Raw genomic sequence first — 25,699 nt, forward strand, 5'->3', positions numbered from 1 at the left:
TGTCAACCCGAAGTTGACACTCATGGAAATGCTCTGCGGCGGGTTTGTCCACAGGGTGTGGACAGAGTCGCGCGCGCCTCATGGCAGGATCGAGCGGTGAGTACGTCCAGCACCGTCGACCGGGCCTTCCGTGCCGCCCTGTATGCACCCTCCGACGACGCCCTCGACACCGGCGCCTCCCTGCTGGCGGCCGATCCCGCGGCGGACGCCGAACTCTCCCGGCGCGGGCAGGAGTTCGTGGCGACGGCGTGGCAGCGCGGCTGGCAGCCCGCCGATGTCGCCCGGATCGTGCGGCGGGAGCTCGACGAGGTCCATGTGCGGCTGCTCGCGGCGCTCGTCCGCGCACAGGCGGCCGACGACCGGCCGCGCGGCCCGCGCTGGGCCGCCCAGCTCGACGGACTGCCGCCCGGGGAACCGCCCCGCGCCGACCGTTTCTCGGATGCCACCGCCGTCCTGGAGCTCTACCGCCTGCTGCTGCGGCTCCCCGCGCTCGAACCTCTGGACGAGCCCGCGCCCGTGCCCCGGACCGAGTCCCGCATGCTCACCCGGATCCGGGCGCTGCTCGCCAAGGCGGAGGCGACCGGGTATCCGGAGGAGGCGGAGGCGCTGAGCGCGAAGGCGCAGGAACTGATGGCGCGGCACAGCGTCGACGAGGCGCTGCTCGCCGCCCGCGCCCCGTCGCCCGACGCACCCGGCGCCTGCCGGATCGGTGTCGAGCCGCCGTACGAGCAGGCCAAGGCCGTGCTGCTGGACGCCGTCGCCACCGCGAACCGCTGCCGCGCCGTGTGGAACGAGGCCCTCGCGTTCTCCACCGTCGTCGGCTTCGAGGCCGACCTGGAAGCGGTCGAGCTGCTCTACGCCTCCCTGCTGGTCCAGGCCACGACGGCGATGACCAGGGCGGAGGCCGCCCAGCGAGCGGGCGGGCGCAAGCGGACCAAGACCTTCCGGCAGTCCTTCCTCGCCGCCTACGCCCACCGCGCCGGCGCCCGCCTGGAGGCCGCCGCCGAGACCCAGGTGACCGCGGACCTGCTGCCCGTCCTGGCGAGCCGGGACGTCGCGGTCACCGGCCGCGTGGACCGCTTGTTCCCGGAGACGACCACCACCCGGCTGCGCGGGGTGAGCGACACGGCGGGGTGGACGGAGGGCGCCCGGGCGGCGGACCGGGCCCAGGTGAAGTCCCGCCCGCCACTCGGCGGGCGTGCCGCGCCACCCGCGTGAACGGCGCCGGTCAGTCGCCGGCTTGCTGAAGGGCGGTCACCGACGCGTCCGGGTCGCCCACGTTCTTCCTGCCCTGGACCGGGCCGTAGGACCACGGGAAATCCTGGCTGTCGGAAGCTCCGGGCAGGCTGAGCTTCAGTGAGGTCACCGCGAGGCTCTTGGCGTCGGCCTCCTTGCCCCGCACGTAGGTGAGGGTGAAGGACGCCGTGTCGTCCTTGGCGAGAGTGAGCTTCTGAGGCTTGCCGGACGTGTCCTGCGGGACGGCCGCCGTGACCTTGCCGGCGGACAGGGTGACGCCCGGGAAGCCCTCCAGGGTGCACCGCGCACCCCGGTTGGTGACGGTGACGGGCACATTGCCCGTGTCCCCGGCAGCGGGCGCGGCGTTGGCCGGACCGACCTGAACCCCGACCTCGCTGATCCGGCAGGCCGTGCTGCCGGTTTTCTTGTCCCCGGAGCCGGTGCCGCTGCCCCCGCTGTCGCAGGCGGTGAGCAGGAGGGCCGCGGCGAGGGCGGTGACGGTGATCGGAATCGGAATGGCGCGCATGAACTGGTCCCTTGGATCGTGACGATGCCCGAGGATCATCACGCACGAGCAGGCGGCGCGGTTGCCCGCCCCGCGATCGGCTCCGCGCGTCAGGAGCCCAGGCTCGCCGTCGGCAGGCCCGACGGTAGTGCCCCGCCCGCCGACCGGGTGTACGTCTCCGTGCCGAGACCACCCTCCCAGGTAACGCGGAGCGTGGTCTTGTTGACGGAGTCCACCGTGCCGGTCGTACGGGCCTTGCACGCGTCGAGGCGGATCACATGCCTCGTGCCCTCCTCGACCGCCGTGCCTGTGCAGATGGTCCGGTCGGTCGAGAAGAGCGCGGCCTGCCTGCCGGTGACGATCAGGACCACGGCCTTGCCGCCGGTGGTGGCGAGCCAACTTCCCTCCACGCCATCCCCCTTGGCGGTCGGCCCGCCCGTACCGGCCGCGCCGCCGCTGTCATCGTCGCTCGCGGTCGCGCTCGCGCCCGGGGTGGCGGATGGTTTGTCCGTGGTGCCGGAGCCGCCGCTGTCGCACCCGGTGAGGGCGAGCGCGCCGAGCAGGACCGCGGCCGCGATCCGCGTCGCCGCGCCCGTCCCGGTCGCCGCCGCCTTGGCCGCCCTGATCGCCGCAGTCATCGGAAAGCCCCCAAGCTCTGACCGGTCGGCCGCCCGGCGGCCGGTACGACCGCAGCAAGCTATCAGGACCGGTCCCTACCAGGAGGCCTTTCGGACCCCGGGCAGATGCCCGGCGTGTGCCTGCGCCCTCAGGCTCACCCGGGACAGGCCGAAGGTGCGCAGGTAACCACGCGGCCGGCCGTCGGTCTGGTCGCGATTGCGTACGCGCGTGGCGCTCGCGTCCCGCGGCTGCCCGCGCAACTCCCGCTCGGCGGCGAGTCGTTCGTCCGGCGTCGAGGACGGCCTTCGGATGGTCTCCTTCAGCTCGGCACGGCGGGCGGCGTACCGCTCGACGATCTGCCGCCGCTTCTCGTTCTTCGCGATCTTGCTCTTCTTCGCCATGGTGTCTCCCTGTTCTTCGTTCTTCAGGTTCCTCGGGTGACTCCGGTTCCTCAGACCTTCACCCCGCGCGCGCGGATGCGCGCCACGGCTGCCTCGACGCCGATCGTGTCGACGGTTTTGACCGCCTTCGCGCTCAGCCGCAGCCGCACGTGGCGGCCCTCGCCCGGCAGCCAGTAGCGCTTGGTCTGGATGTTCGGGTCGAAGCGGCGGGACGTCCGCCGGTGGGAGTGCGAGATGTGGTTGCCGAAGCCGGGCCGGGCGCCGGTCAGCATGCAGTGGGCGGACACGGGTGACGCACCTCTCCTCGATCGGTGATGTAAATGGAATTCATTTTCAGTAGCATAGCGGCATGGCACGCAACGAACTCCGCCCGGTCGTCAAACTCCGGTCCACCGCAGGGACCGGCTTCACCTACGTCACCCGCAAGAACCGCCGCAACGACCCGGACCGGCTGACCCTGCGCAAGTACGACCCGGTCGCCGGCCGGCACGTCGACTTCCGAGAGGAGCGCTGAGGTCCGCCGTGCGCAACGGAATCCACCCGGCCTACGGTCCCGTCGTCTTCCGTGACCGCGCCGCGAAGCACGCCTTCCTCACTCGCTCGACGATGACCAGCGAGAAGACGATCGAGTGGGAGGACGGCCGCACCTACCCCGTCGTCGACGTCGAGATCTCGAACGTCAGCCACCCCTTCTACACCGGCACCGCCCGCGTCCTGGACACCGCCGGGCGCGTGGAGCGCTTCGAGCGCCGGTACGGGAAGCGGGGCGGGGCGTGAGTCTGTCGGTGGTGATCGTCGGCGGGCTGCACGCCGACGCCCGGAAGGCGGCAGTCGCGCGTCTCCTCGCCGAGGTGCCCGGGAGCGTCGCGCTCCACCATGACCTGGCGACGGCCCCCGCGGGCATGGTCGTGCGGACCGTCCGGGACACCTCCGGAGTGCTGTCCCGCGGCGAGACGCCCCTGGTCAACGACTGCGCGTGCTGCGCGCTGCGTGAGGACCTGGTGCCGGAGCTGCGCGGGATCGCCGCCGCCGGACACGCCCCGCTCGCGGTGGTCGAGCTGTGGGACTCCGTGGAGCCCAAGGCGATGGCCGAGGTGGTGGTGGCCGGCGGGCTCACCGTCACCGGCGTGGTCACCGCCGTCGACCCGGCCCTCGTCCTGCCGTACCTCGGCAACGGCGACGATCTGTCCGACGGCGGGCTCGCCGCGGCCGCCACCGACCAGCGGACCGTCGCCGACACCTTCGCCCGGCAGCTGGAGTACGCGTCCGTGCTCGCCGTCGCCGACTCCCCGGAGGCCGACGACGAGGACCGCGAACTGCTGGCACAACTGCACCCGACGGCCCGCCGGGCCCCGATCGGCCACGGCGACCCGGCGGGCGCCACCCCCGCCCCGGCACGTACGCCGGAGACCGCTCCGCGTTCGGAGCTGGTCCGCGCCGCCCTCGCCGGATTCGACGTCGAGGCGGCCGCGGCGGCCCAGCACCCGGCGTGCGCGCTGCTGCCCGCCGAGGCCGACGCGCACGGTGTCTCGACGCTGGTCTGGCGCCGCCACCGTCCCTTCCACCCGGAGCGGCTGTACGCGGCACTGGAGGACCTGACCTGCGCCGCCGCGCGCAGCCGGGGCCGGTTCTGGCTGGCCGACCGGCCCGACACGCTCCTCCACTGGGACGCCGCCGGTGGCGCGCTGTGCGTGGAGGGCGCGGGCCCGTGGCTCGCCGCCCTGCCGGACGCGGCCTGGGACCTGGTCCCGCCGGTGCGCCGGGCCGCCGCCGCACTGGACTGGCACCCGGAGCACGGCGACCGCTGCCAGCACCTCGTCTTCACGTCCCCCGGTCTCGACCGCGACGGCCTCGAACGGCTGCTGGAGTCCTGCCTGCTGACCGACGCCGAGTACGCCGCCGGGCGCGAGGCCTGGAGGGGCCTGGCGTCCGCCTTCGACACCCTCCTGGAGGTCTGACCCGATGCCCCGCAAGAGCGACCGCAAGCCCGCCAAGACCCGCCCCAACCCGTTGGAACAGGCCGGGATCTCGTACATCGACTACAAGGACACCGATCTGCTGCGGAGGTTCGTCTCCGACCGCGGCAAGATCCGCAGCCGCCGGGTCACCCGGGTCACGGCCCAGCAGCAGCGGCTGCTGGCGCGGGCGATCAAGAACGCGCGGGAGATGGCACTGCTGCCGTACTCCGCACGCTGACCCGGGCGGCGGCGCACACGGCAACAGGTAGGAGATTCCCTACGGTTGACGCGTAGGGAATCTCCTACCTAATCTCGTTCGCATGAACATCACTCACGCCTCCTTCGTCACCCTCCCCGTCGGCGACCAGGACCGCGCACTGCGCTTCTACACGGACGTCCTCGGCTTCGAGACCGTCGCCGACCGGGACATGCCCCAGGGCCGCTGGCTCCAGGTGGCACCCGCCGGCGCGCAGACGGTCTTCACGCTCTCCGGGCCGGGGATGGGGGGTTTCGAGCCCGGATCGGCACGGGGGATCATGTTGGTCACGACCGATGTCGACGCCGACTGCGCGCGGCTCGCGCAGGCGGGGGTCTCCGTGCAGGGCCCGGACGAGCTGCCCTGGGGCCGCATGGCCTCCTTCACGGACCCCGACGGCAACGGTCTGATGCTGTTGACCGAGAAGGAAGGTTTCTGACCGCCGCCATGAACGGGACGAGCACCCTATGAAGGGGACGGGTACCGCCGCGGAGGACCGCGTCTTCGCCGCGCTCGCCAACGCCACCCGCCGCGAGGTGCTGCGGCTGCTGCGCGAGGAGGGACCCCAGCCCGTCCAGGACCTGGCCGACCGCTTCGCCATGCGTCGCCCCAGCCTCTCGGAACACCTCAAGGTGCTCCGGGAGGCCGGCCTCGTCTCCGAGCAGCGCTCCGGACGGCAGCGCATCTACCGCCTGGAGGCGGCCCCGCTGGCCGAGGTGCAGGACTGGCTCCACCCGTACGAGCGGTTCTGGCGCGGCCGGATGAAGGAACTCGGCGCGCTGCTGGACCGTATGCCCGACGACGACCGCACCTGAGCCCCGATCCTTGCGGTGACCGCACCGGGGCGTCGGCCCCCACGACGACCACACAGGCACGACCGCACATGAGTACCGACCACGACGACGACCTCACCACGATCCGCGTCGACCAGTTCTACCCGCACCCGCCGGCCAAGGTCTGGCGGGCCCTCACCGAGCCCTCGCTGCTCGCGCAGTGGCAGATGCCGGGTGCCGCGGACTTCCGCCTCCAGGTCGGCCACCGCTACCGGATGACCTCCGTCCCGCGGCCCATCTCCAACTTCTCCGGCGTCGTCGACGTGGAGGTTCTCGCCTACGACGCCGAGCGGATGCTGGCCGTCCGGTGGAGGGACGCCGGTCCGGCCAATCCCGCGGACTGGACGCTCACATGGACGTTGGAACAGGAAGGCCGCGGGACGCGTCTCTTCCTGGTGCACGACGGATTCGATCCGGACGACCCGGCACAGATGATGGCGCGGAAGATCATGGACGGGGGTTGGCGCTCGCATGTCCTGTGCGTTCTGGGGCAGACGCTCGAGCGGCTCGGGTGAGGCGGAATCAGGGCTGTAACCGCTGAACCACTCCCCGTGCACGTGCATCTGCTCATGCATCTGCATGTTGAACAGGGCTATGATCCCGATCAGTTGACCGATGCATCAATGGCCACACCAGCCAGTGCACCACCGGGGAGCGACCTGTGGACCACGACGTTGAGGGCGGGTACGGGGGCGACGTGTACAACGGCATGGCGGCCGCGCGGCTGCACGGAGTGGCCTGGCAGAAGAGCCGGCACAGCAACTCGCAGGGCTCCTGCGTGGAGTTCGCGCGGCTGCCGGGCGGAGATGTGGCGGTGCGCAACTCCCGCTTCCCCGACGGTCCCGCGCTCGTCTACACGCGCGCGGAGATCGAGGCGATGCTGCTGGGCGCCAAGGACGGGGAGTTCGACCACCTGATAGCGGGCTGACGTGGCCTCGAAGCAGGTGCGCGACTCGGTGCGATCGGTGCGCGACACGGGGTAACGCGCGTAGAACCGTGGCGTCGAAAAGGGCTTCGGTGCGTCATTCGGCGGGTGGCAGCCGGAAGAGCGCCCAGACCACCTTGCCGTTCAGGGTGCCGGTCAGTGGGTGCCAGCCCCAGCTGTCGCTGAAGGAGTCGACCAGGAAGAGGCCGCGGCCCGACTCCGCCGAGAAGTCGTCCGTCTCACGGGCGACCGGGCTCTCCCGGCTGGGGTCGCGCACCGCGCACACCAGTCGCCCGGTCCACTGCAGCAGGTGCAGCCGCACGGGCGAATCGTGGTCGCACGAGTGCGCCGACGACGCCGAGGGCGCCGGCAGGCCGTGCCGCAGGGCGTTGGTGACCAGCTCGGAGACCACCAGGCAGACGTCGTCGAACCGGTCGCCCAGCTCCCACCGGTCGAGCGTCGTGCGGGTGAACTGCCTTGCCTCACGCACCGCTTCGTAGCGGGCGGCCAGTGCGCAGGAGGCGGCGCTGGACACGGCCGCGGGATCCAGCGGGGGAAGGCCCTGCCGTAACGGCTCGAGCATGGTCGATCCATTCGTCCCCATGCGAGGCACTCCCGGTAATCCGCGGTCGTTGCGATGCAGCGGTGGCGCACGACCATGGTTTCGGATGCGTACAGCAGATGCAAGGGCAGATGCACGTGCACGCGACCGAATTGGACCTTCCCGTACCGCTTACTGGCCATTTTTTCCGCCATCTTCTCGTCATCCGCCGGTCTCCTGCCCGGTTGCCGCCGTGCGGATTCCTTGATCTCTTTCCGTTTCCGTAATCACGCGAGTACAGCTCGGAGTGAATTAGTGGCAGACTTCGGGCCTTGAAGACGGTTGGGGAGGCTGGCGAACGTGAGCGCGGGAGAGCCCGGATCGGTGGTGCGGCGCATGCTGCTCGGCTCGCAACTCAGGCGGCTGCGCGAAGCGCGTGGGATCACGCGCGAGGCGGCCGGGTACTCGATCCGCGCCTCGGAATCGAAGATCAGCCGGATGGAGTTGGGCCGGGTGAGCTTCAAGACCCGAGACGTGGAAGACCTGTTGACCCTGTACGGCATCACGGACGAGGCCGAGCGCACCTCGCTGCTCTCCCTCGCCAAGGAGGCCAACGTCGCGGGCTGGTGGCACAGTTACTCCGACGTCCTGCCCAGCTGGTTCCCCACCTATGTGGGACTGGAGGGCGCGGCGTCGCTGATCCGCGTCTACGAGGTGCAGTTCGTGCACGGGCTGCTGCAGACCGAGGCGTACGCGCGGGCGGTGGTCCGGCGCGGTATGCAGGGCGCGAGCGAGGCCGACGTGGAGCGGCGGGTGGCGCTGCGCATGGAGCGGCAGAAGCACCTCGTCTCGGAGAACGCGCCCGACCTCCACATCGTCCTCGACGAGGCCGCCCTGCGCCGGCCCTACGGCGACCGCGACGTGATGCGCGGGCAGTTGCAGCACCTGATCGAGATCTCGGAGCAGCCCAACGTACGGCTTCAGGTCATGCCGTTCAGCTTCGGCGGGCACGCCGGCGAGTCCGGCGCCTTCACCATCCTCAGCTTCCCCGAGTCCGACCTGTCGGACGTGGTCTACCTGGAGCAGCTCACCAGCGCCCTCTACCTGGACAAGCCCGAGGACGTCGCCCAGTACGAGAGGACGCTGGAGGAAATCCAGCACGACGGACCCGGCCCCGGCGAGAGCCGCGACCTGCTGCGCGGGCTGCTCCAGCTCACCTAGGGAAAACCCCTCGGAAACCTGCAGGGGCCCCCAACTCCGTTCGGTCGCAAGTACGATGACGCGTGATCAGACCGTGAAGAAGTGATCGGGGGTTGATCGGGCTCCGACTGCTTCGACCGTCTCGACAGCAGGGGATCGAGGGAGCACATGTCGTCCTACTTCACCGACTTGGCCCAGCAGTACATCGACGGCGAATGGCGCCCCGGGACCGGCTCCTGGGACATCATCGACTTCAACCCGTACGACGGGGAGAAGCTGGCCTCGATCACCATAGCCACGGTCGACGAGGTGGATCAGGCCTACCGCGCGGCCGCCCGCGCCCAGAAGGAGTGGGCCGCGACCAACGCCTACGCCCGCCGGGCCGTCTTCGAGAAGGCGCTGCGGCTGGTCGAGGAGCGGGAGTCGGAGATCGCCGACGCGATCATCGCAGAGCTCGGCGGCACCCGTCTGAAGGCCGCTTTCGAGCTGCACCTCGCCAAGGAGTTCCTGCGCGAGTCGACCCGCCTGGCGCTGCGCCCCGAGGGCAAGATCCTGCCGTCCCCGGTCGACGGCAAGGAGAACCGCGTCTACCGGGTGCCGGTCGGTGTCGTGGGCGTCATCAGCCCCTTCAACTTCCCGTTCCTGCTGTCGCTGAAGTCGGTCGCCCCGGCGCTCGCCCTCGGCAACGGCGTGGTGCTCAAGCCGCACCAGAACACCCCGGTCACCGGAGGCTCCCTGGTCGCGAAGATCTTCGAGGACGCGGGTCTGCCTGGCGGTCTGCTCAACGTCGTCATCACGGACATCGCCGAGATCGGCGACGCGTTCATCGAGCACCCCGTCCCCAAGGTCATCTCCTTCACCGGCTCCGACAAGGTCGGCCGGCACGTCGCCACCGTCTGCGCCTCCCACTTCAAGCGCTCGGTCCTGGAACTCGGCGGCAACAGCGCGGTCGTGGTCCTGGACGACGCCGACCTCGACTACGCGGTCGACGCGGCCGTCTTCAGCCGGTACGTCCACCAGGGCCAGGTCTGCATGGCCGCCAACCGGATCATGGTGGACCGCTCGGTGGCCGAGGAGTTCACCGCGAAGTTCGTCGCCAAGGTGAGGTCGCTGAAGGTCGGCGACCCGCGCGACCCGGACACCGTCATCGGCCCGGTGATCAACTCCACCCAGGCGAACGCGGTGTCGGGCGCCGTCGAGCAGGCGATCGCCGAGGGGGCCACGGCCCTGCTGCGCGGCACCACCACCGACAACCTCGTCGAGCCGTCGGTCCTGACGGACCTGCCCGCCGACTCCTCCCTGCTCCGTCAGGAGGTCTTCGGCCCGGTCGCCTTCGTCATCCCGTTCGACGGCGAGGAGGAGGCGGTCCGGATCGTCAACGACACCCCGTACGGCCTCAGCGGTGCCGTCCACACGGCGGACGTCGAGCGGGGCGTGGCCTTCGCCAAGCAGATCGACACCGGCATGTTCCACGTGAACGACGGCACCGTCCACGACGAGCCGCTCGTCCCCTTCGGCGGCGAGAAGCACTCCGGCGTCGGCCGCCTGAACGGCGAGACGACCCCGGACGCCTTCACCACACTGAAGTGGATCTCGGTACAGCACGGCCGGAGCGGGTTCCCGTTCTAGCCCTAACCTGGAGCCCATGTCAGCGATCCGTCTCCTCGTGCTGGGCGCCGTCCGCCAGCACGGGCGGGCCCACGGTTACCAGGTGCGGGGCGACCTGGAGTACTGGGGCGCGCACGAGTGGTCCAACGCCAAGCCCGGCTCGATCTACCACGCCCTGAAGCAGATGGCCGGGCAAGGGCTGCTGCAAGCGCACGAGACCGCCCCGTCCACGGCCGGCGGCCCGCCCCGCACGGAGTACGAGATCACCGATGCCGGCACCGAGGAGTACTTCCGGCTGCTGCGGGAGGCCCTGGTCTCCTACGGTCAGAAGGCGGACGTCCAGTCCGCGGCCATCGGCTTCCTCGTGGACCTGCCCAGGGCCGAGGCGATCGCCCTGCTGGAGGAGCGGATCCGGCGGATCGAGCAGTGGCGGACGTCCGTCACCGAGCACTACGTCCCCGAGGACGGCCCAGAACAGCTCGGCCACATCGGCGAGATCATGAACCTGTGGGTCCACACGGCCGACTCCGACGCCGCGTGGACCCGGGGACTGATCGGCCGCCTGGAACGCGGCGCCTACACCTTCGCCGGCGAGGGCGAGCCGTTCGTCGGCGTCCTGGCCGAGGGCGAGCGCAACCCGTACGCGACGGGCGAGCGCCATCCGGAGGACGACCGCTGAGCCCAACGTGATCCGAACGAGAGGCCCTAGTGGTGGAAGCCGGTGGCCGCGTTCTTGTCCCGGATCAGCGGGTGCGGCTGGCGGCGCAGTTCGGGCAGCAGACGCTTCAGGTCCTCGAGGAACAGCTCGGCGAGGTCCGCCGAGAACCCGTTGCGGCAGACCACGCGCAGGACGGACAGGTCCTCCCGGTTCGGCGGGAAGGTGTACGCGGGCACCAGCCAGCCGTTCTCGCGCAGCCGCCGGGAGACGTCGAAGACGTCGAAGGCCTGGACCTCCGGCGCCGTGGTGAGGGCGAACACCGGCAACTGGTCGCCGCGGGTCAGCAGCCGGAAGTCGCCGAGCGCCTCGATCCGTTCGGCGAGGTGGCGGGCCACGTCCCGGGTGCTCTGCTGCACCATCCGGTAGCCCTCGCGGCCCAGCCGCAGGAACGAGTAGTACTGGGCGACCACCTGCGCGCCGGGCCGGGAGAAGTTCAGCGCGAAGGTCGGCATGTCGCCGCCCAGGTAGTTGACCCGGAAGACCAGCTCCTCGGGCAGCGCCTGCTGGTCCCGCCACAGTGCCCAGCCGACGCCCGGGTACACCAGCCCGTACTTGTGCCCCGAGGTGTTGATCGAGGCCACCCTCGGGAGCCGGAAGTCCCAGACCAGGTCCTCGTCGAGGAAGGGCGCGATCATGCCGCCCGAGGCGCCGTCGACGTGCACCGGGATGTCCAGTCCCGTGCGCTCCTGGAGGGCGTCCAGGGCCGCGCACAGGTCGGCGATCGGCTCGTAGGAGCCGTCGAAGGTGGAGCCCAGGATGCCGACGACCCCGATGGTGTTCTCGTCGCACAGCTCGGCGGCGGCCCGCGGGTCGAGGTGGTAGCGGTCGCCCTCCATGGGCACCTGGCGGGCCTCGACCTCCCAGAAGTTGCAGAACTTCTCCCAGCACACCTGGACGTTGACGCCCATGACGAGGTTCGGGCGCGCGTCTCGGCCGGGGTAGCGGTCGGCGTTGCGCTGCGCCCAGCGCCGCTTCAGCGCCATCCCGGCGAGCATGCACGCCTCGCTCGACCCGGTCGTCGAACAGCCCACGGCGGCCGAGGGATCCGGCGCGTTCCACAGGTCGGCGAGCATCGCCACACAGCGCCGCTCCAGTTCGGCGGTGCGCGGGTACTCGTCCTTGTCGATCATGTTCTTGTCGCGGCACTCGTTCATCAGGACACCGGCCTGCGGCTCCATCCAGGTCGAGACGAACGTGGCCAGGTTCAGCCGGGAGTTGCCGTCCAGCATCAGCTCGTCGTGCACGAGCTGGTAAGCCGTCGAGGGCGGCAGGGGCGCGTCGGCGAGCCGGTGCTTGGGCGGTGCCTCGGCCATCTCGACGGCCGGATTCGCCTCCCCGTAGAAGGGGTTGACGGACAGGGGGCGCTCGTCGGGCTTCTCGTGTCCTTGGTGCAGCGGCATGGGCTGTCTCCTACGGGATCTACGGGATCGAGGCGATCGATGGGTTTTAGGGGTGGCGGGTTCCAGGGGCCGGGGGTGTTCGAGGGGCCGGGAGCGGGGGAGCGGAGTCGGGGGAGTCGTCGTGCGCGCGGGGCGCGAGGGCCGGTCAGCGGATCGCCTTGCCGTCCTTCCCGAGCTGCATCAGCGGCCTGCCGGTCACCAGCAGCCAGGCCGGCAGCGAGGCGGCGCACAGCAGGGCGAGGATGGTCGGAGAGGACACGAGGACCGCGGCCGTGAACAGGCTCACCCAGCCCTGCCGGGTGACGGCCAGGAGCATGCCCAGTACGCCCGCCGTCACGCCGAGCGACTCGGGCACGGCGGGCACGAGGGCGTGCGCGGTCAGCCCGAACGCGGCGCCGATGAACACGGACGGGAAGATCCGCCCGCCGCGGAACCCGCAGGACGCGGCGACGAGCAGCGCGGCCAGCTTCACCACGGTCATGGTCGCGAACTGCCCCGCCGTCCAGGCGCCGGGGTCGCGGGTCAGCTCCGTGACCTCCGACAGCCCCTTGAAGAGCGTGAGGGGACCGCCCAGCGCCGCCAGCAGGCCGAGGACGAGCCCACCGGCGGGAAGCGCCAGCATCGGGTGCCCGAGCCGGGAGAAGGCGCGGTGGACGTAGGGGAAGGCGTACACGGCGAGCAGGCCGAGCAGCGCGGCCGCGGAGGCGATCGCCAGCGCGGCCAGGAGGTCGCCCCCGTGCGGCCGGCCGAGGGGAGGAAGGCCCAGGTCGAAGGTGGGGCGGGAGACCAGCGCGGTCGTCATGGCGCCCGCGGTCCCGGCGGCCAGCGGCGCGAAGAGGCTGTCCCACAGCGCTCCTTTCGTCGGCCGCCCGGCCAGCGCCTCGGAGATGACGAGCGCGGCGGCCACCGGGGTGCCGAACAGGGCGCCGATCGTCGCCGCCTCCGCCAGCACCGGCCACAGCGCGTCCGGCAGCCGGGGCAGCAGCCGACGGCCCAGCGCCAACGCCAGCGCCACGTTCGCCATGATGATGGGGTTCTCGGGGCCGAGACTCGGCCCGCCGGCCAGCATCAGCATGGCGGCCACCAGCAGCCCCGGCAGCACGCCCGGCGCCACCGGGGCAGCCGTCAGGCCCAGCGTCACCGGGTCCGGGCCCGCGTGCCCCGGCGCCCTCCACACCACGAGCCCCACCAGGACGCCGGTCGCGGTGAGCACGACCAGCATCCACACCACCGAGTAGCGCCCGATGCCCAGGGCATCGGGCAGGCTCTCCCACAAAACCGCCTGTAACTGCTCCGCCAGCCCGCTCACCAGCAGGAACAGCAGACTGGAGCCGACCCCGACGGCCAGTGCGGGCAGGAGCTGCGGCAGCAGGGCGCGGGCCGGGGTCGCCGGGGCGGTCGGTGCCTGCTGTGCGGTGTCCTGGGCCACGGGCTCACGATAAGCGGACGAAAGCGACACAACATCCGGAGCGAAACACGCTTGCACCTCACGTGGCGTGAGGAGCCACCGTGGACCGCGTACCGAGAAAGGAGCGGAAGTGAGCTACTCCGTGGGACAGGTCGCCGGATTCGCCGGAGTGACGGTGCGCACCCTGCACCACTACGACGACATCGGCCTGCTCGTCCCGGGCGAGCGCAGCCACGCGGGTCACCGGCGCTACGGCGACGCGGATCTCGACCGGCTGCAGCAGATCCTGTTCTACCGGGAGCTCGGCTTCCCGCTCGAGGAGGTCGCGGCCCTGCTCGACGACCCGGAGGCGGACCCCGGCGTGCACCTGCGCCGCCGGCACGAGCTGCTGACCGCCCGGATCGAGAAGCTGAAGAAGATGGCCGCGGCCGTGGAGAAGGCCATGGAGGCACGCAGGATGGGCATCGATCTCACGCCGGAGGAGCGGTTCGAGGTCTTCGGCGACCACGACCCCGAGCAGTACGCAGACGAGGTCCGGCAGCGCTGGGGCGACACCGAGGCCTACCGGCAGTCCCAGCGCCGTACCGCCTCGTACACCAAGGAGGACTGGAAGCGGCTCACCGAGGAGCAGGACGCGATCCACCGGCGCATGGCGGCGCTGCTCGACGCGGGCACGCCGGCCGGCTCCGAGGCCGCCATGGACGTGGCCGAGGAACACCGCCGGTTCATCTCCGGCAGCTACTACGACTGCGGGCACGAGATGCACACCTGCCTGGCGCAGATGTACGTCGCCGACCCGCGCTTCACCGCGACCTACGAGAAGATCCGGCCGGGCCTGGCCGCGTACCTGCGCGAGGCGATCCTCGCCAACGCCGAGCGGCACACCGCGTAGGAGCCCGGGGGCCCGGGGCGTAGCCCCCGGGCCCCCGCCGGTCACTCCCGGGCCAGGACCACGGCCGTGCCGTAGGCGCACACCTCCGTGCCGACGTCCGCCGCCTCGGTCACGTCGAAGCGGAAGGCCAGCACCGCGTTGGCGCCCCGCGCGCGTGCCTGCTCGACGAGCCGCTCCATGGCCTGGTTGCGGGTCTGCACCAGCGTCTTGGTGAGCCCCTTCAGCTCACCGCCGATCATCGACTTCAGACCCGCTCCGATCTGGCTGCCCAGATGCCGCGAGCGGACCGTCAGCCCGAAGACCTCGCCGATGACCTTCTCCACCCGGTGACCGGGTACGTCGTTCGTGGTCACGACCAGCACGTCCGGCTGGGGCTCCTGGCCGCCGCCGAATTCATCGATGTTCATGGCGCACAGCTTGGCGTGAGCGGACCGCGCAGCGCCATCCCCGGGGCACCCGTGGAACCTCGGGCGTATACCTTGCGTTGGTAGCTTTGTGCGGCACCGCACGAGGCCCCGCCTCGACACCTCGACGCCGTACACCCCATCCCCCTCAGGAGTCCGGAACCGTGACGACGCTTGCCCTCGGCCCGAGTTGGCTGGATCCGAACCACCTGCTCAACTCGTTCGGCATCTGGGGCCTGCTCCTCATCGTCTTCGCCGAGTCGGGTCTGCTCATCGGCTTCTTCCTGCCGGGTGACTCGCTGCTGTTCACCTGCGGCCTGCTGATCACGTCCAAGCAGCTGGACTTCCCGCTGTGGGGTGCCATCGGCCTGATCTGCCTCGCCGCGATTCTGGGCGACCAGGCGGGCTACATGTTCGGCAAGAAGGTCGGGCCGTCGCTCTTCAACCGGCCCGACTCGCGCCTGTTCAAGCAGGAGAACGTCACCAAGGCGCACGAGTTCTTCGAGAAGTACGGCCCGAAGTCCCTGGTCCTGGCCCGCTTCGTGCCCATCGTGCGCACGTTCACGCCGATCATCGCGGGCGTCAGCGGTATGCGGTACCGCTCGTTCCTGATCTTCAACATCATCGGCGGTGTGCTGTGGGGCGCGGGTGTGACGCTCCTCGGCTCCTGGCTGGGCAACATCGGCTTCGTCAAGAACAACATCGAGGCGATCCTCATCCTGATCGTCCTCGTCTCGGTGGTCCCGATCATCATCGAGTTCCTGCGCGCCCGCTCCAAGGCCAAGAACGCCCCCGAGGAGCCGGCCGCCCCCGACCAGCAGCCCGCCGCCCCGTACCAGCAGCAGTTCCAGCAGCCGGTCATGGACGACGCCACGACCCGCCTGCGCCGCATCGAGCCGCCGCACCACGAGCCCCCGCACCAGTACGGCGACCGGAACCACGCCCCCCAGCAGGAGCAGCAGCAGTACGGCTACGGCCAGCAGCACGCGCAGCCGTACCCGCAGCAGCAGGCGTACCCGCAGCAGCAGCCGTATCCGCAGCAGTCCTACGGCGAGCAGCAGGGCGACTACGACGAGAACCCGCAGTACCCGGACAACGGCGGCTACTACCGCGCCCCGTAGGGCGTGCCGGCCGGATCCGCGGGTCAGAACCCGCGGGTCCGCTTCGCGGCCCGGCGCCCCGCGGCGGAGGCGGCGCCCGGCATCCTGAGGAACAGCCGGGAGATCTCCGAGCCGAGGTTCACCCCGATCGCGATGGCCATGGCGAGCGACACCGCCTTGGCCAGCGACACCAGTCCCTTGTCGACGTGGTTCTGCGCGATCGACAGCAGGCCGAAGTACGTCGCCGAACCCGGTAGCAGCGGCCCGATCGCGGCGGTCGTGTACGGCAGCGCGGAGGCGAACCGGTAGCGGGACAGCAACTGCCCGAACAGGCCCACCAGGCCCGCCGCCACGGCCGTGGACGCCACCGGGGAGATGTTGCCGACGTCGTGCATGGCGCCGTACACCGACCACGCGACACCGCCGTTGAGCGTCACCAGCAGCACGGTGGACCGCTCCTGCTGCAGCAGCACGGCGAAGGTCAGCGACAGCAGCATCGCGGCGACGATCTGGAGCACCGGCCGTCGGCTCATGGCGAGCGCGGCGTCCGGATCGAGCGCGGCGCCCAGCTTCACACCGAAGTACAGGACCAGCAGGACGCCGGTGACGATGCCGACGAAGAAGTACATGACCTCCAGCAGGCGCGCGGAGGCGGTGATGTAGAAGCCGGTCAGCCCGTCCTGCACGCCCGCCACCAGCGCCCGCCCCGGCAGCAGCGCGAACAGTCCACCGGTGATGACGGCGGCCGCCTTCACGTCGACGTGCGCCACGGTGAGCGCGACGCCGAGCGCGGCGGGCGGCATCGCCGCGACCGTGAACTGGTAGAACTCCGGCAGCCCGCGCCCCGCGCACAGCCACGCGAGCCGGTCGCCGAGCATCGCGCCGAGCGCCGCGGCCACGAAGACGATCAGGTCACCGCCGACCAGGACGGAGGCCGTGCCGGCGAGCAGCCCGGCGGCCGCGGTCAGCGCCCAGCCGGGGTAGGGGTGCCGGTTGCGGCGGATCTCCGCCAGCCGCCGGTAGGCCTCCTCCAGGGAGAGGTGGTTCTCCGGGTCGCTCAGGTCGTCGACGAGCCGGAAGACGGCCGCCAGGCGCGTGTAGTCGGTGCCCCGGCGGCGTACCGTCCTCGACGCCGTCACGGGGTCGTCGACCAGGGACGGCTGGTGGGAGATCGACAGCAGGGTGAAGGTGACGGTCGGCTCGCAGCGGTCCAGGCCGTAGGAGCGGCAGACCGCGAACATCGCCGCCTCCACGTCCTCGGCGCCCTCACCGCCCGCGAGCAGCAGCTCGCCGATACGCAGGGTCAGGTCGAGCACGCGCGGGACGGCCGGGCCGCCCTCGTCCGCCTTCTGCACCGGTTCGGGCGCCGGCCGCTCGGCCACCGGCATGCGCAGCATGGTGCGCATCCGGTCCTGCCAGGGGACGTCCTTGTGCAGGTCGATCGCCGGGATGCCGCCCGCCGGGGTGAAGGCGGGCGGGGCCTGGCGGGCGCTGTAGGTCTTCGGCGTGCTGAACGCGGACCCCTCCGGCTCCACGGCCGCCGGCGACGTGACGTCGAGCCCGTCCGGCACGGCGAACTCGGACGTGGCCTCCGGCTCGGTTCCCGCCCTGAGCGCCGCCAGCCCCTCGGGCACGGCGAACTCGGATGTCGTGGACGACTCCCCGTCGGTCGCCGGTACGACCGGAATCACCTGGGTCGCCTGGGTCACCGAGGGCCCGGCGGGAACTCTGAACGCACTCCGCGCCTCGTCCGACTGCGGCTTGCGGTCCTCCGCGTCCGTCACTGAGTAATGCTCCCTGAACGAAACCTTCCGTCAGGCTCAGTATGCGCAGACGGACGTACAGGTACGCGAACGGCCGCACCGCCCCCGTGGGGATGGTGCGGCCCGTGGGACGCGCGGGGCTCAGTGACCGCCGTGCTCCTGGAAACGCTTGATGGAACGCTCGATCTCCGCCTCGGCGTCGGTGCGGCCCACCCAGTCGGCGCCCTCGACGGACTTGCCGGGCTCCAGGTCCTTGTAGACCTCGAAGAAGTGCTGGATCTCCAGGCGGTCGAACTCCGACACGTGGTGGATGTCCCGGAGGTGCTCCACCCGCGGGTCGGACGCCGGCACGCACAGCAGCTTGTCGTCGCCGCCGGCCTCGTCGGTCATCCGGAACATGCCGATCGCGCGGCACTTGATGAGGCAGCCGGGGAAGGTCGGCTCGTCCAGGATGACCAGCGCGTCCAGCGGATCGCCGTCCTCGCCGAGGGTGTTCTCGACGAAGCCGTAGTCGGCCGGGTAGCTGGTCGAGGTGAAGAGTCGACGGTCCAGGCGGATACGACCGGTCTCGTGGTCCACCTCGTACTTGTTCCGCGAACCCTTCGGGATCTCGATCGTGACGTCGAACTCCACCGGTGGCTCCTCCATGATCAGCACATAGTTCTGGTGATTAAGTGTCCCTCACGCAGGTGTGTGATCGCGAAAGGGGCTGGTGGTCGTGCCGGAGCTGAGAGCCTGGCGGGCCGCGAGACCGCGCCTGGCCCGTCTCGCACGGGCCGCACGGCCGCGGCTCGTACGGGCCGCGCAGGCCGTGAAACCGCGGGTCGCACGGCTCACAGGGGCCGCCGGTTCGCGGCTCGCGAAGCCGATGACCTGGCAGTACACCGCGGGTGCCGCCACGGCCGGGCTGGTGCTCGCCGCCGGTGTGGTGACCGCCGCCGGGCCCTGGGACTCCTCCGGCCAGCGTACGGCCGAGCGGGACCGGGCCGCGGCACTGGGGCGCACGGGTGGCGCAGATCACGGCCACCGGACCGGTATGCCGGATCCGTCCCGTACATCCGACGCGTCCGGGTCTGGGGCCGACGACTGGGCGAAGCCCGCGCCCAGCGCCGTGCCGGTGCTCGTGGGCCTCGGCGGCTCCGGCGACCCGGCGCGGCCCGCGTCGGACGCCTCGGCCGTCGCGGCCGCCCTGGACCCGCTGCTGGGAGACTCCGCCCTCGGCACCCGCCATGCCGCGGCCGTCGTCGACGTCACCAGCGGCGAGCGGATCTACGGCCAGAGCGCCGGCGACCCGCTCGTCCCCGCCTCCACCACCAAGATCGCCACCGCCGTCGCCGCGCTGTCCGCCCTCGGCTCCGACCACCGGCTCACCACCCGCGCCGCCCTGGAGCCCGGCACCGGGAAACTCGTCCTGATCGGGGGCGGCGACCCCACGCTCACCGCCCGCAAGGACGCCGGGAACCTGGCGAGCCTGCGCACCCTCGCCGCCAACACGGCGACCGCGCTGACCAAGCGTGGCGTGACCGACGTGACGCTCTCCCACGACACCACCCTGTACGCCGGTCCCCTCCTGCACCCCATCGGCGTGAACGACAACCTCGCCCCGGTCAGCGCCCTGATGACCGACGAGGCCCGCACCGACGGCTCGACCAGCGGCCCGGCCCCGCGCGTGGCCGACCCGGCGGCGGACGCCGCCCGCGCCTTCGCCGACCTGCTCTCCGGACACGGCATCCGGACCACGGTCGCCGGTCCCGCCAAGGCGTCCGGCCGCGCGGAGACCGTGGCCGCCGTCTCCTCGCCCGCGCTGTCGAGCCTGGTCGAACGGATGCTCACCAACAGCGACAACGACATCGCCGAGGCCCTGGCCCGCCAGACGGCCGCCGCGACGGGCGGGCGGCCGGACTTCGACGGGGGCGCCGCCGCGATCGCCGCCCAGCTGAGGAAACTCGGCCTGCCCCTGGCGGGCGCCGACTTCCACGACGGCAGCGGGCTCAACCGCGCCGACCGGCTCACCGCGGACCTGCTCACGGCCCTGCTGGCCAAGGCTGCCGATCCGGCCGATCCCGGCCTCCGCCCGGTCCTCACCGGCCTCCCGGTCGCCGGCTTCACCGGCACCCTGACCAGCCGCTACGCGGACGGCGCGGCCGGGCTCGTACGGGCGAAGACGGGCACGCTGACGGGCGTCAACACCCTCGCGGGCACGGTCGTCGCCCGCAACGGCCACCTGCTGGCCTTCGCCTTCCTCGCGGAGAACACCACCGGCCCGGAAGCTGCCCAGTCGGCCCTCGACCACGCGGTCACGACCCTGGCCACCTGCGCCTGCGACTGAGACCCGCCCGCCGACGCCGCTCCGGCCCCCCGGATCCACAAAGGGCATCCCCACCAGCGCCATGGCCTGCCCCCAGCGGCAGTGCTCACGTACCGTTGACACATGACGAGCATCGGTGGTGCTGCAACTCCCGGGATGGTCGACTGGAATCTCGCGGTCGCGACCGCGACCCGGCTGGTACGGCCGGGTCCCGAGGTGAGCCGGGACGAGGCCCGGGCCGTCGTCGCGGAACTGCGCCGGCACGCCAAGGCGTCCGAGGGACACGTCCGCGGGTTCACCCGCCTGGGCACCCACGAGGCCCACGACACCCCCGTTCTCGTGGTCGACCGCCCCGGCTGGGTGCGGGCGAACGTCGCCGGGTTCCGCGAGATCCTCAAACCGCTCCTGGACAAGATGCAGGAGCGGCGCGGCGGCACCCCCGGCGGCGCGGTCCTCGGCGCCGTCGGCGGCAAGGTCACCGGCGTGGAACTCGGGATGCTGCTGTCCTTCCTCGCCTCCCGCGTCCTCGGCCAGTACGAGACCTTCGCCCCCGCCACCCGCGACCTGCCGGCCGGCGGGCCCCCCGACTCGCCCGGTGGCGGCGGCCGGCTGCTGCTCGTCGCCCCCAACATCGTTCACGTCGAGCGCGAACTCGACGTCGACCCGCACGACTTCCGACTGTGGGTGTGCCTGCACGAGGAGACGCACCGCACGCAGTTCACCGCCGTGCCCTGGCTGCGCGACCACCTCGAGGGCGAGATCCAGTCCTTCCTCGCGGAGACGGACGTCGACCCCATGGCTCTCCTGGAGCGCATCCGCGAGGCCGCCCAGTCGCTGGCCGGCGGCCGCCCCGAGGGCGAGGAGGCCGACGGCGGCCACTCCCTGGTCGAGATGGTCCAGACCCCGGCCCAGCGCGAGATCCTCGGCCGCCTCACCGCCGTGATGTCCCTCCTGGAGGGCCACGCCGACTACGTGATGGACGGCGTCGGCCCGGACGTCGTACCGACCGTGGCGGAGATCCGCGAGAAGTTCCAGCAGCGTCGCGCCAAGGGCGCCTCCCGCCTGGACATGGCCCTGCGCAAGCTGCTCGGCCTGGACGCCAAGCTGCGGCAGTACCGCGACGGCGAGCGCTTCGTGCGCGCGGTCGTCGAGCAGGTCGGCATGGACGGCTTCAACCGGGTGTGGACCTCGCCCAACACCCTCCCCACCAAGGCGGAGATCTCCAAGCCCGCGGACTGGATCGCACGGGTGCACCGCAGGGCCGAACCGTGACCGCAAGCGCGAGGGCCGGGAAAAGCGCGTCGCTGGATCCGGCCCACGGCAGGCGAACGCCACTTCAATCACTCGTCCGAGGGACCGTGAGCCATGCGTAGGCGTGCAATGCTCGGGGAACGGCCTGTTTCTGTCACCATCGACGCACTCTGAGTGACCGATATCGGGCTCACCCCCGAAGACTCCGTGAAGGGAACCGGACATGGGTCCCCATCCTGCGGTCGCGGCGATACGCCTGGCGGTACGCCGCGTCCTCCACGACATCCTCGACGAACAGCTCTCGCCCCACCCCGCGCAGGCGCCCGCGCCCGCTCGGTCGGGCCCCTTGCCCGCGCGGCTCCCCGGGCAGCCCCCGCTCGGCGCGCCGACGCCGGGCCCTGCCCGGGGGACCGCCCCGCAGGCCTCCCACGGCTCGCCGGCCCCGCAGGCCGCATCGCCTGCCGCCCAGGACACACCGGCCCCCCGCGAGCGTCCGCCGTCGCCGCTCGTGCTCGTGGCCTGCTCCGGCGGCGCCGACTCCATGGCGCTCGCCTCCGCCCTCGCCTTCGAGGCCCCCAAACTCGGCATCCGGGCCGGCGGCGTCACCGTCGACCACGGCCTGCAAGCCGGCTCCGACCTGCGCGCCGAGGAGGTCGCCCAGCGGCTGCGCGGACTGGGCCTGGACCCGGTCGAGGCCGTCTCCGTCACCGTCGGCCGCGGGGGCGGGCCCGAAGCCGCCGCCCGCGACGCCCGCTACGCCGCCCTCGACGCCGCCGCCGAACGCCACGGCGCCCACGCCGTCCTGCTCGGCCACACCCGCGACGACCAGGCCGAGACGGTGCTCCTCGGCCTCGCCCGCGGCTCCGGCATCCGCTCCCTGTCGGGAATGGCCGCGGTCTCGGGGGCCGGCGGCCGTTACCGCCGCCCCTTCCTGGACATCGACCGGCAGACCGCCCGCAAGGGCTGCATGGTCCAGTCCCTGCCCGTCTGGGACGACCCGCACAACACCGACCCGGCCTACACCCGCTCCCGGCTGCGCCACGAAGGCCTCCCGGCCCTGGAGAAGGCCCTCGGCAAGGGCATCGTGGAGGCCCTCGCGCGCACCGCCCAGCTCTCCCGCGACGACGCCGACGCCCTCGACGCCTGGGCCGGCCAGGCCGAGGCCACCGTCCGCGACGACGCCGGCCGCCTGGAGTGCGCCAAGCTGTACGCCCTGCCCCCCGCCGTACGCCGTCGCATCCTGCGCCGTGCCGCCATCGACGCCGGTGCTCCGGCCGGTTCGCTGTTCGCCCGGCACATCGAGGAAGTCGACCGGCTGATCACCGGTTGGCGCGGTCAGAAGGCCATCAACCTGCCCGGCAGGGTGGTCGCCCAGCGGCAGGGTGGCAGACTGGTGATTCGGCAAGGCTGAATCGGGACCCTTCGGCCGGCCCGCTGACGCGGAGTCCGGAGGAGGACCGTCAACGCCGGTGAGACGACCGAAAGTGATGCGGGTGGACGCGAAAGACATGGGTGCCGACCTCGAGAAGGTACTCATCACCAAGGAAGAGATCGACGCGAAGCTGGCCGAGCTGGCCGCGAAGATCGACGCGGAGTACGCGGGCAAGGACCTGCTGATCGTCGGCGTCCTCAAGGGCGCGGTGATGGTCATGGCGGACCTCGCCCGGGCGCTGTCCACCCCCGTCACCATGGACTGGATGGCCGTGTCCTCGTACGGCGCGGGCACCCAGTCCTCCGGCGTCGTGCGCATCCTCAAGGACCTCGACACCGACATCAAGGGCAGGCACGTCCTGATTGTCGAGGACATCATCGACTCCGGCCTGACCCTCTCCTGGCTGATCTCCAACCTCGGCTCCCGGGAGCCCGCCTCCCTGAAGGTGTGCACGCTGCTGCGCAAGCCCGAGGCCGCGAAGGTCGCCATCGACGTGGAGTGGGTCGGTTTCGACATCCCCAGCGAGTTCGTCGTCGGCTATGGCCTGGACTACGCCGAGAAGTACCGGAACCTGCCGTTCGTCGGTACGCTCGCTCCTCACGTCTACGGCGGCTGACCCCTCAGGGCTCAAGCGCGGTACGTGATCGGGAACCCCGGCGGCACCGAAGCCGTTGGAGCAAGCAGACGGGTACGTCCGCCCTACAGAGCGGCTTCGAGCCCCCATGCTGGGGTACCGTCAGAAGAACTGTCTTATCAAACTCACTGTGGCAGGAGGGACGGGGCGGCACCGCTCCGTATGGATGGACGTGAAGCGATACTTCCGTGGGCCGGTCATGTGGATCGTGCTGGCCGTCCTTGCCGTGGTCGTGTTGATGAATGTCGTCGGTCAGTCCGGCGGCTACAAGACGGTGGACACGGGCAAGGTCGTAGCGGCGATCAATGACAACAGGGTCCAGCAGGCCAAGCTGACCACGGGCGACGAGCAGACCATCAAGGTCGAGCTCAAGGACGGCCAGAAGGTCGACGGCAGCTCGAAGATCCAGGCGAGCTACATCGGCGACCAGGGCGTGACCATCGCCAACACGCTGCAGACCAAGTACCAGGACAAGCAGATCCCGAAGGGCTACACGGTCTCGCCGTCGAAGCAGAGCCCCTTCGTCGGCATCCTGCTCTCCCTGCTCCCCTTCGTTCTCATCGTGGTCGTCTTCCTGTTCCTGATGAACCAGATGCAGGGCGGCGGCTCCCGGGTCATGAACTTCGGCAAGTCCAAGGCCAAGCTCATCACCAAGGACACCCCGAAGACGACGTTCTCGGACGTGGCGGGCGCGGACGAGGCCGTCGAGGAGCTCCACGAGATCAAGGAGTTCCTCCAGGAGCCGGCCAAGTTCCAGGCCGTCGGGGCGAAGATCCCCAAGGGCGTGCTGCTCTACGGCCCGCCCGGCACCGGCAAGACCCTGCTGGCGCGTGCCGTCGCGGGCGAGGCCGGCGTCCCGTTCTACTCGATCTCCGGTTCCGACTTCGTCGAGATGTTCGTCGGCGTCGGTGCCTCCCGGGTCCGCGACCTGTTCGAGCAGGCCAAGGCGAACGCGCCGGCGATCGTCTTCGTCGACGAGATCGACGCGGTCGGCCGTCACCGCGGTGCCGGCCTCGGCGGCGGTCACGACGAGCGCGAGCAGACGCTGAACCAGCTGCTGGTCGAGATGGACGGCTTCGACGTCAAGGGCGGCGTGATCCTGATCGCGGCCACCAACCGGCCCGACATCCTCGACCCGGCGCTGCTGCGTCCGGGCCGGTTCGACCGCCAGATCGCCGTGGACCGCCCCGACATGCAGGGCCGTCTGGAGATCCTGAAGGTCCATCAGAAGGGCAAGCCGGTCGCGCCCGACGTCGACCTGTCCGCCGTCGCCCGCCGCACCCCCGGCTTCACGGGTGCCGATCTGTCCAACGTCCTGAACGAGGCCGCGCTGCTCACGGCCCGCAGCGACAAGAAGCTGGTCGACAACCACATGCTGGACGAGGCGATCGACCGCGTGGTCGCCGGCCCGCAGAAGCGGACCCGGATCATGTCGGACAAGGAGAAGAAGATCACCGCGTACCACGAGGGCGGTCACGCCCTGGTCGCGGCGGCCTCGCCGAACTCCGACCCGGTCCACAAGATCACGATCCTGTCCCGCGGCCGGGCCCTCGGCTACACGATGGTCCTGCCCGACGAGGACAAGTACTCCACGACCCGCAACGAGATGCTGGACCAGCTCGCCTACATGCTGGGCGGTCGCGCGGCCGAGGAGCTGGTCTTCCACGACCCGACCACGGGCGCGGCGAACGACATCGAGAAGGCCACCACCACGGCCCGCGCGATGGTCACCCAGTACGGCATGACCGAGCGTCTTGGCGCGATCAAGTTCGGCGGCGACAACACCGAGCCGTTCCTCGGACGTGAGATGGCTCACCAGCGCGACTACTCGGAAGAGGTCGCCGCGCTGGTGGACGAGGAAGTCAAGAAGCTCATCGAGAACGCGCACAACGAGGCCTGGGAGATCCTGGTCGAGAACCGCGACGTCCTCGACAACCTCGTCCTGGCCCTCCTGGAGAAGGAGACCCTGGGCAAGGAGGAGATCGCCGAGATCTTCGCCCCGATCGTCAAGCGGCCGCCTCGGCCCGCCTGGACCGGCTCCTCCCGCCGCACCCCGTCCACCCGCCCGCCGGTGCTCTCCCCGAAGGAGCTCGCGCTGACGAACGGGGCCAACGGCTCGACGGCGGCGATCAGCACCGTCAAGTCCACGGCGACGGAACCCGCCCCGGCCACGGAGCAGGTGCCGGAGGACCGTCCGGACAACTGACCGGAGCCCGCTCCGGACGCCCGACGGCCCCGGAATGCATGCCGCGCCCCCCAGGTTCTAGCCTGGGGGGCGCGGCATTTCGCATGTCCGCAGATCAGACAC

The 25,699-nt window shown here is 71.2% G+C and carries 29 protein-coding genes; 19 read left to right on the top strand and 10 right to left on the bottom strand.

What is annotated here, in order from left to right:
• The first annotated feature begins 96 nt into the window (after positions 1-96).
• The gene (locus ACWEK3_RS25930) at positions 97-1,218 is read left to right on the top strand and encodes a DUF2786 domain-containing protein (protein ID WP_450546722.1); all 1,122 of its coding nucleotides are present in this window, start codon (positions 97-99) and stop codon (positions 1,216-1,218) included.
• A 10-nt stretch (positions 1,219-1,228) separates the two neighbouring features.
• Here the strand turns inward: ACWEK3_RS25930 and ACWEK3_RS25935 are convergent, their stop codons facing one another.
• The 4 genes from ACWEK3_RS25935 to rpmB form a co-directional block, all read right to left on the bottom strand.
• A complete protein-coding gene (locus tag ACWEK3_RS25935; RefSeq protein ID WP_390872781.1) occupies positions 1,229-1,762 on the bottom strand; it encodes a DUF4232 domain-containing protein in 534 nt (177 codons plus the stop codon).
• Positions 1,763-1,851: 89 nt separating this feature from the next.
• A complete protein-coding gene (locus tag ACWEK3_RS25940; protein WP_453250693.1) occupies positions 1,852-2,379 on the bottom strand; it encodes a hypothetical protein in 528 nt (175 codons plus the stop codon).
• A gap of 75 nt (positions 2,380-2,454) precedes the next feature.
• A complete protein-coding gene (gene rpsN, locus ACWEK3_RS25945) occupies positions 2,455-2,760 on the bottom strand; it encodes a 30S ribosomal protein S14 (RefSeq protein ID WP_453250694.1) in 306 nt (101 codons plus the stop codon).
• A gap of 50 nt (positions 2,761-2,810) precedes the next feature.
• The gene (gene rpmB, locus ACWEK3_RS25950) at positions 2,811-3,047 is read right to left on the bottom strand and encodes a 50S ribosomal protein L28 (RefSeq protein ID WP_450546719.1); all 237 of its coding nucleotides are present in this window, start codon (positions 3,045-3,047) and stop codon (positions 2,811-2,813) included.
• 62 nt (positions 3,048-3,109) lie between these two features.
• Between rpmB and rpmG the strand changes: the two genes are divergently transcribed.
• From rpmG to ACWEK3_RS25990, 8 genes are all read left to right on the top strand, one after another.
• The gene (rpmG, locus tag ACWEK3_RS25955; protein WP_122616828.1) at positions 3,110-3,274 is read left to right on the top strand and encodes a 50S ribosomal protein L33; all 165 of its coding nucleotides are present in this window, start codon (positions 3,110-3,112) and stop codon (positions 3,272-3,274) included.
• A gap of 8 nt (positions 3,275-3,282) precedes the next feature.
• Positions 3,283-3,537 (top strand): type B 50S ribosomal protein L31, encoded by a 255-nt coding sequence (locus tag ACWEK3_RS25960; RefSeq protein WP_450546718.1) that lies wholly within the window; start codon positions 3,283-3,285, stop codon positions 3,535-3,537.
• Entirely contained in the window at positions 3,534-4,718 is a 1,185-nt protein-coding gene (locus tag ACWEK3_RS25965; RefSeq protein WP_450546717.1) for a CobW family GTP-binding protein, read from the top strand. The genes ACWEK3_RS25960 and ACWEK3_RS25965 overlap by 4 nt, the downstream gene beginning before the upstream one ends.
• Positions 4,719-4,722: 4 nt before the next feature.
• Positions 4,723-4,956: a 30S ribosomal protein S18 gene (gene rpsR, locus ACWEK3_RS25970; protein WP_450546716.1), complete on the top strand. Its 234-nt coding sequence runs from the start codon at positions 4,723-4,725 to the stop codon at positions 4,954-4,956.
• An 82-nt stretch (positions 4,957-5,038) separates the two neighbouring features.
• Entirely contained in the window at positions 5,039-5,413 is a 375-nt protein-coding gene (locus tag ACWEK3_RS25975) for a VOC family protein (RefSeq protein ID WP_376397984.1), read from the top strand.
• Positions 5,414-5,441: 28 nt separating this feature from the next.
• A complete protein-coding gene (locus ACWEK3_RS25980; protein WP_365430422.1) occupies positions 5,442-5,789 on the top strand; it encodes an ArsR/SmtB family transcription factor in 348 nt (115 codons plus the stop codon).
• A gap of 68 nt (positions 5,790-5,857) precedes the next feature.
• A complete protein-coding gene (locus ACWEK3_RS25985; protein WP_453250695.1) occupies positions 5,858-6,322 on the top strand; it encodes an SRPBCC family protein in 465 nt (154 codons plus the stop codon).
• Positions 6,323-6,468: 146 nt separating this feature from the next.
• A complete protein-coding gene (locus ACWEK3_RS25990; RefSeq protein ID WP_384444274.1) occupies positions 6,469-6,735 on the top strand; it encodes a DUF397 domain-containing protein in 267 nt (88 codons plus the stop codon).
• Between the two features lie 94 nt (positions 6,736-6,829).
• On the opposite strand, the gene ACWEK3_RS25995 is transcribed toward ACWEK3_RS25990, so the two are convergent.
• Entirely contained in the window at positions 6,830-7,315 is a 486-nt protein-coding gene (locus ACWEK3_RS25995) for an ATP-binding protein (protein ID WP_450546714.1), read from the bottom strand.
• A 354-nt stretch (positions 7,316-7,669) separates the two neighbouring features.
• Between ACWEK3_RS25995 and ACWEK3_RS26000 the strand changes: the two genes are divergently transcribed.
• The 3 genes from ACWEK3_RS26000 to ACWEK3_RS26010 all read left to right on the top strand — a co-directional run bounded on the left by ACWEK3_RS26000 (position 7,670) and on the right by ACWEK3_RS26010 (position 10,760).
• Positions 7,670-8,494: a helix-turn-helix domain-containing protein gene (locus ACWEK3_RS26000; protein ID WP_453250702.1), complete on the top strand. Its 825-nt coding sequence runs from the start codon at positions 7,670-7,672 to the stop codon at positions 8,492-8,494.
• 147 nt (positions 8,495-8,641) lie between these two features.
• Entirely contained in the window at positions 8,642-10,102 is a 1,461-nt protein-coding gene (locus ACWEK3_RS26005; RefSeq protein ID WP_453250696.1) for an aldehyde dehydrogenase family protein, read from the top strand.
• 16 nt (positions 10,103-10,118) lie between these two features.
• Positions 10,119-10,760 carry a PadR family transcriptional regulator gene (locus ACWEK3_RS26010; protein ID WP_361414253.1) on the top strand — a complete coding sequence of 214 codons (642 nt, stop codon included), beginning with the start codon at positions 10,119-10,121 and terminating at the stop codon, positions 10,758-10,760.
• Between the two features lie 26 nt (positions 10,761-10,786).
• On the opposite strand, the gene ACWEK3_RS26015 is transcribed toward ACWEK3_RS26010, so the two are convergent.
• Entirely contained in the window at positions 10,787-12,199 is a 1,413-nt protein-coding gene (locus ACWEK3_RS26015) for a glutamate decarboxylase (RefSeq protein ID WP_450546712.1), read from the bottom strand.
• A gap of 145 nt (positions 12,200-12,344) precedes the next feature.
• The gene (locus ACWEK3_RS26020; RefSeq protein WP_453250697.1) at positions 12,345-13,628 is read right to left on the bottom strand and encodes an ion channel protein; all 1,284 of its coding nucleotides are present in this window, start codon (positions 13,626-13,628) and stop codon (positions 12,345-12,347) included.
• A gap of 109 nt (positions 13,629-13,737) precedes the next feature.
• On the opposite strand from ACWEK3_RS26020, the gene ACWEK3_RS26025 reads away from it, so the two are divergent.
• On the top strand, positions 13,738-14,499 hold the full coding sequence (locus tag ACWEK3_RS26025) for a MerR family transcriptional regulator (RefSeq protein ID WP_450546074.1): 762 nt from the start codon (positions 13,738-13,740) through the stop codon (positions 14,497-14,499).
• 41 nt (positions 14,500-14,540) lie between these two features.
• On the opposite strand, the gene ACWEK3_RS26030 is transcribed toward ACWEK3_RS26025, so the two are convergent.
• Positions 14,541-14,906, bottom strand: a complete 366-nt coding sequence (locus ACWEK3_RS26030) for a YbjQ family protein (protein ID WP_361414259.1) — start codon at positions 14,904-14,906, stop codon at positions 14,541-14,543.
• Positions 14,907-15,067: 161 nt separating this feature from the next.
• Between ACWEK3_RS26030 and ACWEK3_RS26035 the strand changes: the two genes are divergently transcribed.
• Positions 15,068-16,024: a DedA family protein gene (locus ACWEK3_RS26035; RefSeq protein WP_453250698.1), complete on the top strand. Its 957-nt coding sequence runs from the start codon at positions 15,068-15,070 to the stop codon at positions 16,022-16,024.
• A 23-nt stretch (positions 16,025-16,047) separates the two neighbouring features.
• On the opposite strand, the gene ACWEK3_RS26040 is transcribed toward ACWEK3_RS26035, so the two are convergent.
• Positions 16,048-17,787 (bottom strand): threonine/serine ThrE exporter family protein, encoded by a 1,740-nt coding sequence (locus tag ACWEK3_RS26040; protein ID WP_450546070.1) that lies wholly within the window; start codon positions 17,785-17,787, stop codon positions 16,048-16,050.
• A 120-nt stretch (positions 17,788-17,907) separates the two neighbouring features.
• Positions 17,908-18,399, bottom strand: coding sequence for an inorganic diphosphatase (locus tag ACWEK3_RS26045; RefSeq protein ID WP_141366388.1), 492 nt, complete (start codon positions 18,397-18,399; stop codon positions 17,908-17,910).
• Positions 18,400-18,478: 79 nt separating this feature from the next.
• On the opposite strand from ACWEK3_RS26045, the gene dacB reads away from it, so the two are divergent.
• The 5 genes from dacB to ftsH all read left to right on the top strand — a co-directional run bounded on the left by dacB (position 18,479) and on the right by ftsH (position 25,597).
• Entirely contained in the window at positions 18,479-20,095 is a 1,617-nt protein-coding gene (gene dacB / locus ACWEK3_RS26050) for a D-alanyl-D-alanine carboxypeptidase/D-alanyl-D-alanine endopeptidase (RefSeq protein WP_450546068.1), read from the top strand.
• 102 nt (positions 20,096-20,197) lie between these two features.
• Positions 20,198-21,346 (top strand): zinc-dependent metalloprotease, encoded by a 1,149-nt coding sequence (locus ACWEK3_RS26055; RefSeq protein WP_390724499.1) that lies wholly within the window; start codon positions 20,198-20,200, stop codon positions 21,344-21,346.
• 202 nt (positions 21,347-21,548) lie between these two features.
• The gene (gene tilS / locus ACWEK3_RS26060; RefSeq protein WP_450546067.1) at positions 21,549-22,736 is read left to right on the top strand and encodes a tRNA lysidine(34) synthetase TilS; all 1,188 of its coding nucleotides are present in this window, start codon (positions 21,549-21,551) and stop codon (positions 22,734-22,736) included.
• A 76-nt stretch (positions 22,737-22,812) separates the two neighbouring features.
• On the top strand, positions 22,813-23,373 hold the full coding sequence (hpt, locus tag ACWEK3_RS26065) for a hypoxanthine phosphoribosyltransferase (protein ID WP_361414339.1): 561 nt from the start codon (positions 22,813-22,815) through the stop codon (positions 23,371-23,373).
• Positions 23,374-23,557: 184 nt separating this feature from the next.
• Positions 23,558-25,597, top strand: coding sequence for an ATP-dependent zinc metalloprotease FtsH (gene ftsH / locus ACWEK3_RS26070; protein WP_361414271.1), 2,040 nt, complete (start codon positions 23,558-23,560; stop codon positions 25,595-25,597).
• Positions 25,598-25,699: the final 102 nt, after the last annotated feature.

The sequence above is a fragment of the Streptomyces sp. NPDC004721 genome (genome assembly GCF_053601495.1).

Coding starts and splice junctions, on each gene's coding strand:
- ACWEK3_RS25995 (WP_450546714.1), bottom strand. CDS start 7,315: ATGCTCGAGCCGTTACGGCAGGGCCTTCCCCCGCTGGATCCCGCGGCC.
- ACWEK3_RS26010 (WP_361414253.1), top strand. CDS start 10,119: ATGTCAGCGATCCGTCTCCTCGTGCTGGGCGCCGTCCGCCAGCACGGG.
- ACWEK3_RS25980 (WP_365430422.1), top strand. CDS start 5,442: ATGAAGGGGACGGGTACCGCCGCGGAGGACCGCGTCTTCGCCGCGCTC.
- hpt (WP_361414339.1), top strand. CDS start 22,813: ATGCGGGTGGACGCGAAAGACATGGGTGCCGACCTCGAGAAGGTACTC.
- ACWEK3_RS25935 (WP_390872781.1), bottom strand. CDS start 1,762: ATGCGCGCCATTCCGATTCCGATCACCGTCACCGCCCTCGCCGCGGCC.
- ACWEK3_RS25975 (WP_376397984.1), top strand. CDS start 5,039: ATGAACATCACTCACGCCTCCTTCGTCACCCTCCCCGTCGGCGACCAG.
- ACWEK3_RS26015 (WP_450546712.1), bottom strand. CDS start 12,199: ATGCCGCTGCACCAAGGACACGAGAAGCCCGACGAGCGCCCCCTGTCC.
- ACWEK3_RS26055 (WP_390724499.1), top strand. CDS start 20,198: ATGACGAGCATCGGTGGTGCTGCAACTCCCGGGATGGTCGACTGGAAT.
- rpsN (WP_453250694.1), bottom strand. CDS start 2,760: ATGGCGAAGAAGAGCAAGATCGCGAAGAACGAGAAGCGGCGGCAGATC.
- tilS (WP_450546067.1), top strand. CDS start 21,549: ATGGGTCCCCATCCTGCGGTCGCGGCGATACGCCTGGCGGTACGCCGC.
- rpsR (WP_450546716.1), top strand. CDS start 4,723: ATGCCCCGCAAGAGCGACCGCAAGCCCGCCAAGACCCGCCCCAACCCG.
- ftsH (WP_361414271.1), top strand. CDS start 23,558: ATGGACGTGAAGCGATACTTCCGTGGGCCGGTCATGTGGATCGTGCTG.
- ACWEK3_RS25940 (WP_453250693.1), bottom strand. CDS start 2,379: ATGACTGCGGCGATCAGGGCGGCCAAGGCGGCGGCGACCGGGACGGGC.
- ACWEK3_RS25985 (WP_453250695.1), top strand. CDS start 5,858: ATGAGTACCGACCACGACGACGACCTCACCACGATCCGCGTCGACCAG.
- rpmG (WP_122616828.1), top strand. CDS start 3,110: ATGGCACGCAACGAACTCCGCCCGGTCGTCAAACTCCGGTCCACCGCA.
- ACWEK3_RS26000 (WP_453250702.1), top strand. CDS start 7,670: ATGCTGCTCGGCTCGCAACTCAGGCGGCTGCGCGAAGCGCGTGGGATC.
- ACWEK3_RS26030 (WP_361414259.1), bottom strand. CDS start 14,906: ATGAACATCGATGAATTCGGCGGCGGCCAGGAGCCCCAGCCGGACGTG.
- ACWEK3_RS26005 (WP_453250696.1), top strand. CDS start 8,642: ATGTCGTCCTACTTCACCGACTTGGCCCAGCAGTACATCGACGGCGAA.